The 16,357-nt window shown below is 68.5% G+C and carries 13 protein-coding genes and 1 pseudogene; 2 read left to right on the forward strand and 12 right to left on the reverse strand.

From position 1 onward, the window contains the following. The first annotated feature begins 156 nt into the window (after window positions 1-156). Window positions 157-1,689, forward strand: a complete 1,533-nt coding sequence (gene arfA, locus DN771_RS22000) for an arabinosylfuranosidase ArfA (RefSeq protein WP_116999719.1) — start codon at window positions 157-159, stop codon at window positions 1,687-1,689. 9 nt (window positions 1,690-1,698) lie between these two features. Here arfA and DN771_RS22005 read toward each other — a convergent pair whose 3' ends face one another. From DN771_RS22005 to DN771_RS22035, 7 genes are all read right to left on the reverse strand, one after another. After that, complete coding sequence (locus DN771_RS22005) at window positions 1,699-2,607, reverse strand: ABC transporter ATP-binding protein (RefSeq protein ID WP_116999720.1); 909 nt, start codon at window positions 2,605-2,607, stop codon at window positions 1,699-1,701. A gap of 79 nt (window positions 2,608-2,686) precedes the next feature. Continuing rightward, the gene (locus DN771_RS22010; RefSeq protein WP_116999721.1) at window positions 2,687-3,715 is read right to left on the reverse strand and encodes an ABC transporter ATP-binding protein; all 1,029 of its coding nucleotides are present in this window, start codon (window positions 3,713-3,715) and stop codon (window positions 2,687-2,689) included. Continuing rightward, window positions 3,712-4,581 carry an ABC transporter permease gene (locus DN771_RS22015; protein ID WP_116999722.1) on the reverse strand — a complete coding sequence of 290 codons (870 nt, stop codon included), beginning with the start codon at window positions 4,579-4,581 and terminating at the stop codon, window positions 3,712-3,714. Before DN771_RS22015 ends, DN771_RS22010 begins: the two co-directional genes overlap by 4 nt. 6 nt (window positions 4,582-4,587) lie before the next feature. Further along, the gene (locus tag DN771_RS22020) at window positions 4,588-5,592 is read right to left on the reverse strand and encodes an ABC transporter permease (protein ID WP_116999723.1); all 1,005 of its coding nucleotides are present in this window, start codon (window positions 5,590-5,592) and stop codon (window positions 4,588-4,590) included. A 39-nt stretch (window positions 5,593-5,631) separates the two neighbouring features. Next, window positions 5,632-7,614, reverse strand: a complete 1,983-nt coding sequence (locus DN771_RS22025) for an ABC transporter substrate-binding protein (protein WP_116999724.1) — start codon at window positions 7,612-7,614, stop codon at window positions 5,632-5,634. A 231-nt stretch (window positions 7,615-7,845) separates the two neighbouring features. Beyond that, entirely contained in the window at window positions 7,846-8,709 is an 864-nt protein-coding gene (locus DN771_RS22030) for a fumarylacetoacetate hydrolase family protein (protein WP_116999725.1), read from the reverse strand. Continuing rightward, on the reverse strand, window positions 8,706-9,506 hold the full coding sequence (locus DN771_RS22035; RefSeq protein ID WP_227462441.1) for an IclR family transcriptional regulator: 801 nt from the start codon (window positions 9,504-9,506) through the stop codon (window positions 8,706-8,708). Before DN771_RS22035 ends, DN771_RS22030 begins: the two co-directional genes overlap by 4 nt. Before the next feature lie 224 nt (window positions 9,507-9,730). On the opposite strand from DN771_RS22035, the gene DN771_RS22040 reads away from it, so the two are divergent. Then, complete coding sequence (locus tag DN771_RS22040) at window positions 9,731-11,641, forward strand: YjhG/YagF family D-xylonate dehydratase (protein WP_116999727.1); 1,911 nt, start codon at window positions 9,731-9,733, stop codon at window positions 11,639-11,641. A 44-nt stretch (window positions 11,642-11,685) separates the two neighbouring features. Here the strand turns inward: DN771_RS22040 and dnaB are convergent, their stop codons facing one another. The 5 genes and pseudogenes from dnaB to rpsF form a co-directional block, all read right to left on the reverse strand. Then, window positions 11,686-14,037 (reverse strand): replicative DNA helicase, encoded by a 2,352-nt coding sequence (gene dnaB, locus DN771_RS22045; protein WP_162942265.1) that lies wholly within the window; start codon window positions 14,035-14,037, stop codon window positions 11,686-11,688. A 265-nt stretch (window positions 14,038-14,302) separates the two neighbouring features. Then, window positions 14,303-14,749 (reverse strand): 50S ribosomal protein L9, encoded by a 447-nt coding sequence (gene rplI / locus DN771_RS22050; RefSeq protein WP_116999729.1) that lies wholly within the window; start codon window positions 14,747-14,749, stop codon window positions 14,303-14,305. 163 nt (window positions 14,750-14,912) lie between these two features. After that, window positions 14,913-15,161, reverse strand: a pseudogene (rpsR, locus tag DN771_RS30555) (30S ribosomal protein S18); the annotation flags it as partial. 40 nt (window positions 15,162-15,201) lie between these two features. Continuing rightward, window positions 15,202-15,660 carry a single-stranded DNA-binding protein gene (locus DN771_RS22060; RefSeq protein ID WP_116999731.1) on the reverse strand — a complete coding sequence of 153 codons (459 nt, stop codon included), beginning with the start codon at window positions 15,658-15,660 and terminating at the stop codon, window positions 15,202-15,204. Window positions 15,661-15,709: 49 nt separating this feature from the next. Next, window positions 15,710-16,039, reverse strand: coding sequence for a 30S ribosomal protein S6 (gene rpsF, locus DN771_RS22065; RefSeq protein WP_116999732.1), 330 nt, complete (start codon window positions 16,037-16,039; stop codon window positions 15,710-15,712). Window positions 16,040-16,357 lie beyond the last annotated feature (318 nt).

Genomic DNA, 16,357 nt, shown 5'->3' on the forward strand with positions numbered 1-16,357 from the left:
GATACGACGAGGCTCTTCGCGATCAGGTGTCCACGCCGACCGGAGTGATGCGCGCCGCACAGATCGGACCGAACCCCTGGATGGCCCGTCTCCGAGCATCGTGGGGATCTGTTAACGTTCACAATCAGCCCCGGTATCACCCAGGAGGTCGCCACCGTGAGCAGTCGCGAAGTCCCGCTCAGCGCCCGTGTCGTCGTCGATCCCGCTGCCAAGATCGCTGCGGTCGGTCGCCGGCTGTTCGGCTCGTTCGTCGAGCACCTCGGACGGTGCGTCTACACGGGGATCTACGAGCCCGACCACCCCACCGCCGACGACGACGGCTTCCGCCGCGACGTCCTCGCCCTCACCGAGGAGCTCGGAGTCTCGGTCGTGCGCTATCCGGGCGGCAACTTCGTGTCCAACTACCGCTGGGAGGACGGCGTCGGGCCGCGTGAGCACCGCCCGGTCCGACGCGACCTCGCGTGGCGCACCATCGAGACGAACGAGATCGGCCTCGACGAGTTCGTCACCTGGGCGGGACGGGCCGGCGTCGAGCCGATGCTCGCTGTCAACCTGGGCACTCGCGGCGTCGCCGAGGCGCTCGATCTGCTCGAGTACGCCAATCACCCCTCGGGCACCGCGCTGTCGGACCGGCGCGTCCGGAATGGAGCCCCCGATCCCCACGGCGTCCGGCTGTGGTGTCTCGGCAACGAACTCGACGGTCCGTGGCAGACGGGACACAAGACCGCTGCCGAGTATGGGAGGCTCGCGGCCGAGACGGCGCGGGCGATGCGGCAGGCGGAACCCGACCTCGAGCTCGTCGCGTGCGGAAGCTCCGGCTCGTCGATGCCGACGTTCGGCTCCTGGGAGGCGACAGTGCTCGAGGAGGCCTACGACGTCGTCGACTACATCTCGCTCCACGCGTATTACGAGGAGCACGACGGCGACCCGGCCACGTTCCTCGCCTCGTCGGTCGACATGGATCGCTTCATCGACGCCGTTGTGGCCACCGCCGACCACGTGCGAGCCAAGCTCGGCGTCAGCAAGCGCATCCACCTCTCGTTCGACGAGTGGAACGTGTGGTACCTGTCCCGGTTCCAGAGCGAGGGCCCGGAGCCGGGTTGGCCGCGGGCACCACGGCTGCTCGAGGACACCTACAACGTCACCGACGCAGTCGTCGTGGGCAGCCTCTTGATCTCGCTGTTGCGCCACGCCGATCGCGTTGCGGTCGCCTGCCAGGCGCAACTCGTCAACGTGATCGCGCCGATCATGACCGAACCCGGCGGTCCGGCGTGGCGCCAGACGATCTTCCATCCCTTCGCCGCGACCGCGCGCCATGCATCCGGCGATGTCTTGCGACTCGCCGTCGAGGCGCCGACCTACGAGACGGAACGCTTCGGTGAGGTCCCCCTCGTCGACGCCGTCGCCACCCGAGACGACGAGGGCGCCGTGCTGTTCGTCGTCAACCGGTCGCTCGAACGCGAGGTCGCCCTCACCGTCGACGTCCGCCCGCTCGGATCGGTCGCCGTCGCCGAATGCCTCCAGCTCGCCGATGCCGACCGCCACGCGCGCAACACCGCCGAGGCTCCCGACCGGGTGCGCCCGCGCCGGGTGTCGTTGGACGCCCCACCGGCCGACGGCGAGCTCACCATGGCGTTGCCTCCGGTGTCGTGGACGATGGTTCGCCTCGTGGCGTCACCGGGATCCTGATGGGCGCAGCTACGCCCTGACGACGCGACCGTCCGGTCGCTCCTGCAGGCTCGTCGTCGCGGCCGCCTCGAGAGCGGCGATGGCGGCGGATCGGTCGGCCGGGACGAGGTGGCCCAGACCGGCGTCGTCGACCGACAGCACCGACTCCTTGAGCAGTTGGGAATAGGGATGCTCGGGCGCGTCGAGGATCGCCCGGGCCGGTCCCATCTCGACCACGTAGCCCTGCTGCATGATCGCCAGCCGGTCCGAGATGTAGTACGCGGTTGCCAAGTCGTGGGTGATGTAGATCACCGAGACGCCGAGCGTGTCGCGAAGATCGCGCAGCAGGTTGACGATCGACATGCGCAGCGAGGCGTCGACCATCGACACGGGCTCGTCGGCGATGATCAGCGCCGGATCGGGGATCAACGCCCGGGCGATCGCCACCCGCTGGAGCTGTCCGCCGGAGAGCTCGTGGGCGTACCGTCCGGCGACCTCGTCGAGGCTGAGCCCGACCTTCTGCAGCGATGCGTCCACCGCCGCAGCGGCGGCCGCGCGCGAGGTCGCTCCGGCGAGCGTACGTGCCGTCGAGTAGAGGTAGCGGTCGACGTGCTTGAGCGGATTGAACGTCTCGAACGGGTTCTGGAACACCGGTTGCACCCGGCGCATGAAGTCGAGCCGGGCTCGCCGGCGACGACGTTCCCCACTGCTGCGGCCCTCGAAGTGGATGTCGCCACTCGACGCGGGTTCGAGACCGAGGATCATGCGCGCCAGCGTCGTCTTTCCCGACCCCGACTCGCCGATGATCGTGAAGATCTCCGGAGCGTCGGCCGACAGGGAGAAGGAGGCGTCCACGACGGCGTCGACGCGGCGCCGCGACAGCCTGCCGCCCACGACGAACTGCTTGGAGACGTGCGAGACGTCGAGCAGAGCGGTCACCGGTCCACACTCGATCCGAAGCGGGCGAGACGGTGGCCGTTCGGGCACGACTCGCATGTCGGAACCCCGGCCACGGTCATCAGGCGACCCCCGATCGATGGACCTCGACGGCGGTCGCCTGACGTACCTCGTCGGCGCGCCAGCATGCCGAACGGTGCCCCTCGGCGACCGTCTCGAGGGGCGGCACGTCTGTCGTGCACTTCTCGATGGCGAGTGGGCAGCGCGGGTGGAAGCGGCAGCCGGTCGGCGGCTGGGCCAGATTGGGCGGACGACCGTCGAGCGCCGGTTTGGGCGTGACGTCACCGATGCGCGGGAGCGAGGCGACGAGGTGGGCGGTGTAGGGATGCCGGGCGGCCGTGAACAGAGACGCCGTCGGCCCCTCCTCCACCAGGCGACCGGCGTACATGATGCCCACGCGATCGGCGATCCGGGCGTGCACGCTCATGTCGTGGGTGACGAACACGACCGACGATCCGATCGCCTGCTGGACGTCGCGCAGCATCGCCAGCACGTCCTTCTGCACCACGACGTCGAGCGCCGTCGTCGGTTCGTCGGCGATCACGAACTCGGGCTGGCACACCGTCGCGAGCGCGATCGTGACCCGCTGGCGCATCCCGCCGGAGAGCTGGTGCGGATAGGCGGACAGGACCGCAGGCGACAGCTCGAGACGCTGCAGGTGCGCCTCGATGCGGTCCCAGAACTGGTCCTTCGGCAGTCCCATCGGACGGAGCGCGAAGTCCTCGAACACGCTGCGGACCCGTCGCAACGGATTGAGCAGGCTCATCGAGCCCTGCATGATGTAGGAGAGGTGCTTCCACCGGAGCGCATCGACCTCGGCCTTGGACACCGCATACGGATCGACGTCGCCCTCGGCGAAGTGGTAGGTCATCGATCCGCCGACGATGCGCAGTGGCGGGCGGATGGCGGCCGCGAACGTCTTGATCAGCGTGGTCTTGCCCGACGAGCTTTCCCCCGCGATGCCGTAGATCTCGTTCCTGCGGACCGACAGCGTGATGTCGTCGACTGCGCGTACTTCGCGTTCGACGCCGAAGTGGTTGACGCGGTAGTAGGCCCGGAGGCCACTGACGGTCAGCAGATCCTCGCTCACGATCGGCCCTCTCCGCCGATGCGCCGCAGACGTGAGCGTGGGTCGATGTACTCGTTGAAGGACACGGCGAGCAGGTACAGGCCGACGAACGTGATGACGACGAGGCCGACCGGTACGGCGATCCACCACCACCTGCCGGCGACCATCGCCGAGTGGTTGTTGGCCCAGTAGATCATCGTGCCGATCGTCGGGATGTTGAGGTCGGTGAAGCCGAGCACGGCGAGCGTCACCGACAACCCGATCGACCAGATCATGTTCGCCAGGGCGGTCGAGAAGACGATCGGCATCACGTAGGGCAGGTGTTCTTCGAACATGATCTTGCGGGTGCTCATGCCGGCGAAGACCGCGTGGTGGGTGAACTCCCGGCTGCGTAGCCCGAGGGCGACGGACCGGATCAGGCGGGCGTCGAACGGCCACCCGAAGCACGCCATGATCAACGCCAGCGTCAGCGTGGAGAGGTCGTTCCTGAGCGTGAAGTAGAACAAGACGAGGATCGGGAAGATCGGGAGCGCCACCACGACGTCGTTGAGCGACATCAGGCCACGGTCGAACCAGCCACCCACATACCCGGCGAGCAGTCCGACCACGATCGAGATGATGCGCGAGAGGAAGGCGACGAGGACGCCGAAGAGCAGGGTGTTGCGAATGGCGAACGTCGCCTGCCAGAACAGGTCCTGGCCGCGTGAGTTCGTTCCGAACCAGTACTCGCCCGAGGGAGGCCGATCGGGCGGGACGACGTACTGCAGCACGGGATCCACCGGGGAGAAGTAGCTGAGGCACGAGATCACCACGATGAAGACGATCAGGACGGTGCCGGCGGTGAACTCCCGGTTGTAGCGGAACAGGTCGCGTACGACGGTCAACACAGCGCGTCAGGCCGTCCTGACCCGAGGGTCGAGCAGCGGGTGCAGCAGGTCGATGACCAGGATCGCCAGCGCCACGGCGACGATGGCCACGGTCGAGACGGCGAGCACCGTCGTGCTGTCTCCCTGGTTCACGGCGTCGACCAGCAGGGTGCCGAGTCCCGGGTAGTTGTAGACCTGCTCGGTGATGATCGTGCCGGAGAAGATCGATCCCAACGCGAGGGCCAATGCCGTCAACTGCGGCACGGCGGCGTTGCGCATCACGTACGAGGACAGCACACGCCGACGCCCGACCCCCCCGAGCTCGGCGTACGTGACGTAGTCCTCCGTGACGATGTTCGACACGAGGGCGCGCATGCCGACAAACCACGTACCGAAGCCGGTGATGATCAGTGACGCGACCGGCAGGACCGCGTGTTCGGCCGCGGACACGAAGAAGTCCAGGTTCCAACCGGGGTTCACGCCGATGTCGTAGGCGTTGGACGTCGGCAGGATGGGCCACACGAAGCCGAAGATGTACAGCAGCATGAAGGCGACGATGTAGTAGGGGATCGGCTGCACACCGATGGCAGCCACGCCGAACATCTTGAGCAGGCGACTGTCCTGGAAGTAGCCCGCCATCGCTCCCAAGAGGTTCCCGAAGAGGAACGTGATGAGCGTGGACGAGGCGAGGAGGAACACCGTCCACGGCAACGCGCGCATCACGAGATCCATCGCAGGGGTCGGGAACGCCAGCATCGACGGACCCAGATCACCTTGCGCCATGCGACGCAGGAAGTTGGCGTACTGCTCGGACAAGGACTTGTCCGAGCCGTAGAGGTCGGTCAGCGCGGTGCGCATCTCGCCGATCGCTTCGGGGCTGAAGTTCGATCTCGACGTGATGCGACTGAGCGACCGTTCGACCGGGTCGATCGGCGACAGCTGGCTGATCAGGAAGGCCAAGGAGATGCCGACGACGATGACGACGAGCGTTTGCAGCGCTCGTTTGAGTGCGAACCAGAGATAGCCCTTCATCGTCCTCGCCGGGCGCCCGCTCGGTCGGTGGGCTCCGGGTCAGCCGGCGGCCGGTGCGAGCTGGGTCAGGATGTACCTCGAGTTCGCCCAGTTGTTCACCGGGTTGGCGTACGGATTCTCCGCAGTCGGGTAGCCGGTCCAGTACCGCTCCGACAGGGCGACGAACACGTTGTAGGACATCACCGGGATGTTCGGCATCTCTTGGAGGTGGAGCCGGACGAACTCCCGGCCGAGCTCGACGTTGCGCTCGAGATCGTCGAACGGCACCGTGCGGATCTCCTCGATGATCCGGTCGAGGTCGGGATGCTGCCAGCGCATCCAGTTGCGGGCCGGCTGGAGTTCGCCTGGCTCGACGATGTAGTCGGAGTGGTAACTGTCGAGGAAGAACGACAGGTCGGGATGACCACCCCATGTCTCGACGCTCCAGGCGACGTTGGCTTCGTAGTCGCCGGCGGCCTGACGGTCCCAGCTGTCGGGCGCCACCTCCGGCGTCACGGGCACCCCGGCCTGGCTCCACATCTGAGCCGCGATGGTGCCCAGACGGTTGATCACTCCCTCCTCGGGCACCATCATCGTGAACTCGAACGGCTCGCCGTTGGGCATCGTCCAGCCCCCACCGTCCTCGGTGAATCCGGCGCTGCGCAGGAGTGCGGCTGCGGCGTCGAGGTCCTGGTTCCACCAACCCTGCCCGAAGGCGCGGCGGATCTCCGCCTCGTCGGTGGGCACCTCGTCGCCGAACTCGGCGCGAACCATCTCGGCGATGTCGAGCCCGACGTCGGGGTTGTACGGCTTGATCACGCCTTCGCCCGTGTCGAGCTCGAAGTTGATCAGCTCCTCCTGCATCGGGATGTGGTAGTCGTCGGGGTGCGTGCCGGTCGGAGGGATCGAGATCGCCGACAGCGTCGCCGCCCCGCGGTAGCTGGCCATCGACATACCGCGTGCGTCGAGCATCAAGGCCAGCGCCCAGCGCACCCGACTGTCCTGGAACTTCTCGTTCTGGTGGTTGAAGATGAACATCGGCAGGGTGGGATCGGGATGGGCGTAGGGGAAGCCCGGGAACCAGCCACGGACGTCGTCGTCCTCCTCGACGATGGAGAACATGCCCTCCGGGGACAGGTCGTGGATCATGTCGAGGTTGCCGTTGCGCATCTCGATCAACCGATTGTCGATCTGCATGTTGTTGCGGTACATGACGTACTGGGGCGCCGGCTCGCCGAAGTCGGCGACCGACGTGCGGTCCCAGTCCTCACGCTTCTCCCAGATGTACCAGGTGCCGTTCTGGTCGTAGTCGCGCAGCACATACGGCCCGAGGCCGACGGGATTGGCGAAGTCGAAGGACAGGACGTCGTCGACTCCGGAGAAGATGTGCTCGGGCATGATCCACGCACCGTTCCAACGCACCGAGAAGATCGAGTTGAACCTCGAGTTCGGTGCTTGCAGGGTGAAGTGGACCGTTTGATCGTCGACCGCCTCGACGGTCGCGACCTGGGTCGAGAAGGCGCCGCTCCACGTCATGCCGGGCGTGTCCATCTGGGTCTGCACCGTGTAGACCACGTCGGCGGCGGTGAACTGCTCGCCGTCGCTCCAGTAGATGTCGTCGCGGAGATGCACCGTCATCTCGGTGAAGTCGGCGTTGTACTCGGCAGGTCCGGTCGCCAGCGAGTTGTGCACGACACCATCGATGCCCTCGTTGGGATCGACGAACCACAGCGTGTCCATCATCAACTGCTGCAGGCCGGTCGACAGCCCGCCGCCGCCGTCGACCCAGATGTTGAACCAGCCGGGATTGTTCAGCACCGGCTCGGGGTTCTGCAGGATCAGGGTCTGCTCTCGGGGCAGCTCGTCCGACGGCAGCGCGGGATGCAGTGCCGTCCGGCGCGCCTCGGCAGGGCTGGCGAAGAGTGGCCCTCCAGCGATCACGCCGGCAGCGAACGCCCCACTGCCGGCGAGCACCTGCCGTCGCGTGAAGGTCGGCCGCCCGGCTGGATGGTGCGACTGGTTCGACGTCTCCCGGCTGCGCATGATGTCCCCCTCGGTATCGCGCTCGTTGGCGGCTGCGTGTCATCCCCGTTGGGTGGCCCCCCAGCACACCGATCGTCCTCGCGATTGTGAACGTTAACGGCTATGCCGTCAAGGCTTCGGATGGCGATTCATGTGAACGTTCACAGGAGCGCGTCGGCGACGAAGCGCGCGCTGACGATCGCGGCCGGCCAGCGCCAGCCACGTCCACGGTCCGGGGTGGGACCCGGTCCCTCAGCGCGCGTCACGTTCTACATCACGCACCACCACGGGGTTGACGAGCGTGCCGGCGCCGTCGATGGTGATCGCCACCTCGTCGCCGGGAACCAGGGTGAAGTCGTCGTCGGGAACGATGCCCGTGCCGGTCATCAGCAACACGCCGACGGGGAATTCGTTGTCGCGGAACAGGTACTCGACGAGTTCCGGGAACGGGCGCTTGATCTGCGCCAGGTTGGTGCGACCTTCGAAGACCAGGCTCCCCGCGCGCGTGATCTGCATGGCGATGGCCGTCTCAGGACCGGGTAATGACGCAGCCAAGACGAGACGCGGGCCGACAGCGGCGCACTCGGCGTACAGCTTCGCCTGCGGCAGATAGAGGGGGTTGGAGCCCTCGATCGAGCGGCTCGACATGTCGTTGCCGATCGTGTAGCCGACGATCCGGCCGGCCGAACTGACGACGAGCGTCAACTCGGGCTCGGGCACATTCCAGGTCGAATCGCGCCGGATGCGGACCCCGGCGCCGGGGCCCACGACGCGATGGGACGTGGCCTTCAAGAACAGCTCAGGACGAGCGGCGTCGTAGACGCGGTCGTAGAACGTGTCGCCGCCTGCCTCGTGCGACTCCGCCACCCGAGCGACCCGGCTGCGGAGATACGTCACTCCGGCCGCCCAGACCTCTTGCGAGCCGATCGGTGCGCGCACGTCTCCATCGCCGACGGGCCCCCTCGCCGTGCCGACCGCAAACCACTCGGCGGCCGCCGCGAGCGGGTCACGCGCGGCGAGCAGCGCGTCGATCGAGCAGTGAGCGGCGAGTGCACGGTGCTCGCCGTCCTGCGCGGCGACCAGGCCGGTCGCCGTGGCGATGATCTCGAGCGTCATGGCGCGGCTCCATCGTTCATTCGATACCGGTCCTCGGAGCTCGTTGGGCCGCGGTAGCCGAGTCGTGCCGAGAGCTCGGCGGCACCGTCCGTGACGAGTTGCACCCAGCGCTCGTCGTTCTCTGGCGTGCGGCGCATCTCCGGCGTGGAGATGCTCAGACCGGCCACGACGGCACCGGTGTGGTCGCGGACCGCGGCGCCGACACACCACATCCCGGCGTCGGACTCCCGCTCGTCGAAGGCAACGCCCGTGGCGCGCACCTCGTCGAGGTTGGCGCGCAGGGCGCGGACCGTGGTGATGCTGTGCGGCGTCATCGACGCGAGCGGGGCGGTGCGGGGGAACAGTTCGGCGAGGCGGGCCTCGGGGAGGGCGGCGAGCATCGCCTTGCCGAGACTCGTGCAGTGCGCTGGGAGTCTGCGCCCGACGGCTGACACCATCCGGATCGGGTGCACGCTGTCCACCTTGACCAGGTAGATCACATCGGCCCCGTCGAGGGCGGCCACGTTGACCGTCTCTCCGCAGTTGGCGGCGACACGCCTGGCGACCTCGCTGCCCTCGCGGACGAGATCGACCTGGTCACCGAACGCGCCACCGAGCCGGGCGAGCATGGCGCCGAGGCGGTAACGGGTCGGTCGACCATCGAGCGGGACGAGGTAGTGGCGGGAGACCAGCGTCGCGACCAGCTCGTGCACGGTCGTGCGCGGCAGGCCGACGCGTTCGGTGATGTCGGGAGCCGACAACTGCTCGCCGTCGAGGAAGAGCTCGAGGATGTCGAGTCCGCGGTCGAGCGCGGGCACCTTACGACCCGCTCGACCCGGCTCCGCACCAACGGTCGGGAGCCACCCTGTTGACGTTCGCACGGCGATGGTTCTAGCTTGCCACAATGTTCGAAGCTCCGATCATTGTTCGATATCTCGAACGATGACGTGGACGCCCTCAGCGTGCGCCGTTCGCCATCCGAGTCGCAAGGGTGGGGCGACACCGACGTGATCGGCGCGCACCGACACGGCGGGCGCCCGTGATGGACGACAGGTCCGATCGTGTGCTCGATTCGGGCGATCGATCGCTGTACGAGCCGGCGACGACCGGCGCCGGTCCGGCCGGTGAGCTGCCGCTCGAGGCGGGACGCCTGGCCGGCATGTCGAGCGGTGAGCTGTTCGGATGGACGCAGAACGTGGCGATGGGGCTGGCCCCCGAGCGCGTCGGCAGCCGCGAGTTCCTGATCGTGTCCACGCTCGGCGGCCGTCGGGGGCCCGACGGCGAGCCGATCGCGCTCGGCTACCACACCGGCCACTGGGAGCTCGGGATGCTCGTCGACGCCGCCGCCCGCGAACTGAGGGCGGGCGGTGCGACACCGTTCGCGGCATTCGTGTCCGATCCGTGCGACGGCCGGAGCAACGGCACACGGGCCATGCTCGACTCGCTGCCGTATCGCAACGACGCGGCGATCGTGGCGCGGCGGCTGATCCGCTCGCTGCCCACGGCGTCGGGCGTCCTCGCCATCGGTACGTGCGACAAGGGGTTGCCCGCGCTGCTGATGGCGGTCGCCGGCGTTCCGCACCTCCCGGCGGTCGTCGTGCCGGGCGGGGTGATGCTGCGGACCGACCTCACCGAGAACACCGCCACCGTGCAGTCGCTCGCCACCCGTTTCGCCCGAGGTGAGATCACGCTCGAGCACGCCGCGGTGACCGGTTGCCGGGCGTGCGGCTCGGCGGGCGGCGGCTGCCAGTTCCTCGGCACGGCGGCCACGTCGCAGGTGATCGCCGAGGCGCTCGGGCTCACCCTGCCCCACGGCGCGTTGCACCCGTCGGGGACGCCGCTGTGGGAGGACCTGGCGCGCCGGTCGGCCCGCGCCCTCGCACGGCTCGCGCATTCGGGCACGACGACGGGTGGGCTGCTCTCCGACAGCGCCGTGCGCAACGCGATGGTCGTGCACGCCGCCTTCGGAGGCTCGACGAACCTCTATCTCCACCTGCCCGCGATCGCCCACGCAACCGGCCTCACACGGCCGAGTGCGGCGGACTGGACGAGCGTCAACCGGTCGGTGCCGCGCCTCGTCGACGCCCTGCCGAACGGGCCACGGAGCTACGCCACGGTGCATGTGTTCCTCGCCGGAGGCGTCCCCGAGGTGATGCTCCACCTGGCTCGCCGCGGGGCCCTCGACCTCGATGTGCCCACCGTGTCGGGGCGCTCGCTCGGCGACAACCTCGACTGGTGGGAGCGCAGCGACCGCCGCTCAGCGCTGCGCAACCGGCTCCACGACATCGACGGGGTCGATCCCGACGACGTGATCCGCCCCGCTGGCCACGAGCTGCCCGGCACCGTGACGATCGTCGGCGGCAACCTCGCACCCGACGGCGGACTCGTGAAGAGCACGGCGCTCGACCCGGCATCGTGCGACACCGACGGCGTGTACCGCGCCGAGGGCACCGCTCGCGTCTTCACGTCGGAGGACGACGCGATCGCGGCGATCAAGTCACGCGCGGTCCAGCCGGGAGACGTGATGGTGCTCGTCGGTATCGGGCCCTCGTTCGGCATGCCCGAGACGTTCCAGATCACCGCGGCGATGAGGTACGCCGACGACCGGGGCCGCATCCCGTTGCTCACCGACGGCCGGTTCTCCGGTGTCTCCTCGGGCCCATGCGTCGGTCACATCAGCCCCGAAGCAGCCGCCGGCGGCCCCCTCGGGCGGTTGCGCGACGGCGACATGATCCGCATCGAGATCGACACCGTGCGCCTCGCGGGCCGCGTCGACTTCGCCGGCGACGGCGATCTGCTCGCGTCGCGCCCGCCGCATCCCGGACTCGCCTCCGCGGCCGACGGGCTGCCGGACGACACGCGGCTCTGGGCCGCGCTCCAGGCCGCCAGCGGCGGCAGTTGGGGCGGCTGCGTCTACGACACCGACGCGATCGTGAGCCGGCTCGCTCGCTGACAGTCGACCCGCCGCGGACGTCGGGTTGGTCGGCGCTGCCTCGGTCAACCCATCGAGCGGGGGGCGGCGTTGTCGAACCGGGCGTACTGGCCGCGGAACACGAGCCGCATGTCCCCGATCGGACCGGCTCGATGCTTGGCGACGATGAGGTCGGCGGCGCCCCGGTCGGGCGACTCCTTGTTGTAGACCTCGTCGCGGTAGAGGAACATGACGACGTCTGCGTCCTGCTCGAGGCTGTTGTGGGCGACGACGCCGTTGGCGACGAAGTTGTGCGTCGCCAGCACCGTGGCGTCGAACACCTCCTGGATCCCCACGTCGTCGATGCCGACGATGCGGTCCCACACGACGTCGGAGGTCGCCAGGTCGGCGAGCTCCTTGTCGCCGAGGACGTCGGCGAGCTCGGCGAGGCGGCCCCGGCTCGACTCGCCTCGCCGGCCGTCGGCAGAGCCGGGGACGGTGTCGTTCTCGTCGTCGCTTCCGGCGTCGGGGATCGGCGCGCCGCCGCCCACTACATCGGCGACGAACCGGCGGTGGCCGTCGAGACCGCGGACTCGCAACGTCACGTGGCCGGCGTCCGAGACGTGAATCGTCGAGCGGACGGCGAGCCGGAGGAGCAACTGCTGCAGGTGGTCGGCCACGACGGCGCCGGAGCACTCGAGGGAGATACGCACGCCGGGCTCGACGACGGCGCAACCGGCGCGGCGGGCGAGGTCCCAGCGACGTCGCAAGTACTGGGCCACCTGGGCCGTCGGCAGGGCGAAGACCTCGGCCCCGACGCCGTCGGCCGCGGCATGCCGCGCGAGGTCACCCGGGCTCATCGGCGTGACGTGCTCGGGAGCACCGAGGAGGCGGGGCACGGCGAGGCGCGCTCCGACGTGCAGCTCGTCGAGTGACGCCCAGCCGTCGACGGTGCGGAAGCGGTGATTGCCGGTGGCGTCGACGGTGCGACCCGACGCCATGCGGAGCCGGAACACGCGCTTGACCCCACTCGGGAACGCGTGGGTGAGCGTGGCCGGCACCATCCGGTAGTGATCGTCGAGCGACCAGACCGGTACGTCGAGGGCGCCCGTGTCGACGAGCTCGCCGAGCGTGATCTCGGTGTTGGTGTCGGCGCGCAGCAGCCGCGTCGACGCCGTGAGGCAACCCGACTCACGGAGGTCGGACAGCATCGGCTTCTTGTCGGCGCGGGCCTCGAGGTTTCGCGACAGCTGGCTGAGGGCGACGATCGGCACCTCGAGCTCGCGGGCGAGGATCTTGAGGTTTCGGGAGATCTCCGACACCTCGAGCTGGCGGTTCTCGGCGTTGCCGCCGCCGCTCATCAGCTGGAGGTAGTCGATGAGGATCAGGCCGAGGTCGCCCTTCTGCATCTTCAGCCGGCGGGCCTTGGCGCGGATCTCCATGACGGTGACGCGCGGGTTGTCGTCGAGGTAGAGCGGCACCTCGAGCCGGCCGATCGCTCGTCCGATGCGGGCCCAGTCGCTCTCCGACAGCTTGCCGTTGCGGATCTTGGTCGAGTCGACCTCGGCCTCGCTCGACAGGATTCGCTGGGTGAGCTCGATGTGGCCCATCTCGAGCGAGAACACGAGCACGGCCTTGCCCGACACCTTGGCCACGTTGGTCGCCATCCCGAGGCCGAACGCCGTCTTGCCCATGGCTGGACGGGCCCCGATGATGTTCAGCGTCGACGGTTGGAGGCCGGACAGCAGCTCATCGAGATCCTGGTAGCCGGTGGGGATGCCCGTGATGGTGTCGCCGCGGGCGTAGTTCTCCTCGATGCGCTCGATGGCGCCCTTCATCAGCTCACCGATCTCGGCGTAGGTGTCCGACACCCGCCGGTCGGCGACCTTGAACACCTTCGTCTCGGCCTCGTCGAGCGCCTGGTCGACGTTGTCGGGTCCGCTGTAGGCGATCTCGCTGATCTCGCCGGCGACCATGATGAGACGGCGCAGCATCGCCGCGTCGGCGACGATCTTGGCGTAGTGGCCGGCGTTGGAGATGGCCGGCGTGGCGTTCTGCAGATGGTGCAGCGTCTCGACGCCACCGACCGCTTCGAGCAGGCCGAGGCGCTGCAGCTCGTCGGCGACGGTGATGGTGTCGGCGGGGCCACCCGACTGCGACACCGACACGGCGACGTCGTAGATGTGCTGGTGGGCCGGCTTGTAGAAGTCGTCGTAGCGCAGGCCGGCCTCGATGACCGCGCCGAGCGCCTCGCGCGACAGCAGGAGCGCGCCGAGGACGGCCTCCTCGGCCGGGAGGTTGTGCGGCGGGACCCGCGACCCGTCGGTGCTGCCCCTGCCGCCGTTGCGTCCACCTTGCCGGCCGCCGTTGCGACCGTCTCGCGGCTGCGCCGGACGGGTGGTCGACAGCGAAGCGAGGAACGGGTCGTCGTCACTCACCGGTCGACCTGAGGGCTGCGCTCGCGCGGACGGCCGTCGCTCGCTGCGCTCACGACTGATCGCCCATCTGCCTCACGATGGCAGCTCGCCACTGTGGAGCACTAGAGGAACAACCCGGTGCACAACACCGCGATTCGGTGTGGACGAGCTGTGGGCAACGGGAGCGAGGCTGTGTACGGGCGCGCGAGAACACGGCAGGACCTCCGGGAGAACGAATCGTGGCGGCGCCGAAGCGCCGCCACGAGTCAGGAATGGATCGGCGACCTCAGGAGGCCGCGATGACCTCGAGGGTGATCGGGAACGCCACATCCGCGTGCAGACGAGCCGTGGCCGTGTGCTGACCGAGCGACTTGATCACGTCGACTTCGACGCGGTGGCGGTCGATGGTGATGCCCGTTTGCGCCTCGACCGCGGCCACCACGTCGGCCGCGGTGACCGAGCCGAACAGACGGCCCTCGGTGCCGGCCTTGGCCGAGATCTCGATGATCTTCGGCACGAGGGTGGACGCGATGGTCTGGGCGGCCTCACGGTCGCTGGCGTCGCGGAGGTCGCGGGCGCGCCGCATGCGGCCCGCCTGATCGACGGCACCGTCGCTCGCCTTGATGGCGAGACCACGCGGCAGGAGGTAGTTGCGCCCGTAGCCGTCGGACACGTCGACGATGTCGCCGCGCTTGCCGAGGCCCTGGAGATCGGAACGAAGGATCAGCTTCATGTCACTCCTCCCCGTCGTCGGCACCGTCGAGCCCGGCATCCAGCGACGTGTCGGTCTCGTCGATCGCGTTCTCGTCGTTCACGTCGGTGGCGTTCTCGTTGTCGCCACGGCCGGGACGGCCGTCACGTGGCGGGCGCGTGCGCTGGTTGGCGACCCGCTTGGCGTAGGGAAGCAACGCCATCTCGCGCGCCACCTTGATGGCGTGGGCCACCTCGCGCTGCTGCTGCACGTCGTTGCCCGACACGCGGCGGTTGCGGATCTTGGCGCGGTCGCTCATGAAGCGCGACAGCAGGTCGACGTCCTTGTAGTCGACGTACTCGACCTTCTCGATGACGAGCGCGCTCGTCTTCTTCTTGTACTTGCGGGGAGCCGCGTCCTTGGCGGCGCGTGCCCGATTCTTCTTGCTGGCCATCAGTCTCTCGTGAGTTCGTTGGGTGACTTGTTCAGTCGTGTCAGAACGGTTCTTCGTCGTAGCTCTGTGACGGAGCCGGACGGTTCATGCCACTCGATGCCGAGTCGGCGGGATGAGGAGCACCACCATCACCGGCACCACCGGTGCGGGCGATCTTCTCGACCTCGGCCTTCGCCCAACGCAGGCTGGGGCCGATCTCGTCGGCGACGACCTCGATCTTCGAACGCTTCTCGCCCTCTTGGGTATCCCACGAGCGCTGCTCGAGGCGACCGACGACGACGACGCGGGTGCCCTTGTTGAGGGAGCCGGCGGCGTTCTCGCCGAGGGTGCCCCAGGCGACGATGTCGAAGAAGGACGTCTGCTCCTGCCACTCACCGTTCGACTGGTAGCGCCGGTTGACGGCGAGACCGAAGCTGGCGACGCCGCGGCCGCCGGTGGTGTAGCGAAGTTCGGGATCGCGGGTGACGTTGCCCACGAGGGTGACGGTGTTGTCTGCCATGGTGTGCTCCCTGCTGTGAAGCGGTGTGGACTTCGGCGGGTGACCGAAGTCAGGCGGCGACGCCCGACATGCCGCGACGCGTGGCCTCGGAGACGGGCAGCTTGATCAGCTTGTGGCGGACGACCTCGTCCGCGAGGCGGAGCGAACGCTCGAGCTCGCCAAGTGATCCGGCAGGTGCCACGGCCTCGACGACGAGGTAGTACCCCGTCTCCTTGCGGTTGATCGGGTAGGCGAACTGACGCTTCCCCCACCAATCGGGCTTGCCGTGGATCGTGCCACCGGCGGCCGTGATGCCGTCGGTGACGACCTTCACGAACGATTGGGCCTTGGGGTCGTCGACGTCGCCGTCGATGATGACCATCAACTCGTATGCACGCATGGTGCGCTGGAACCTCCCTCCGGACCCGGGACCGGCACGAGTGACGGGCTCCCCGGGGCCCCACCGGGATGATGGGGCAGGGTGAATATGACCCGGCGAGTGTATCGGGCGATCTCGGCCATGGTCCCCAGTGTGAACCAGGGGTGTCACACTCATAATGACTCGCGTGCTTGGCGATGCCTCCGATCTGACCCACCGTGTCACCGGCGCTTGCTGCCTTGACTCTGATCTGTCGGTCGGGTGTCTTCGTCAAGCACGCGCACCGACCGGTCGGGCGGACGTGACCTGATAGGAGCCTCGCAGCGGCGTCCTGAGTGT

The sequence above is a fragment of the Desertimonas flava genome, from assembly GCF_003426815.1.
In the GTDB taxonomy this organism is placed as follows: Bacteria; Actinomycetota; Acidimicrobiia; order Acidimicrobiales; family Ilumatobacteraceae; genus Desertimonas; species Desertimonas flava.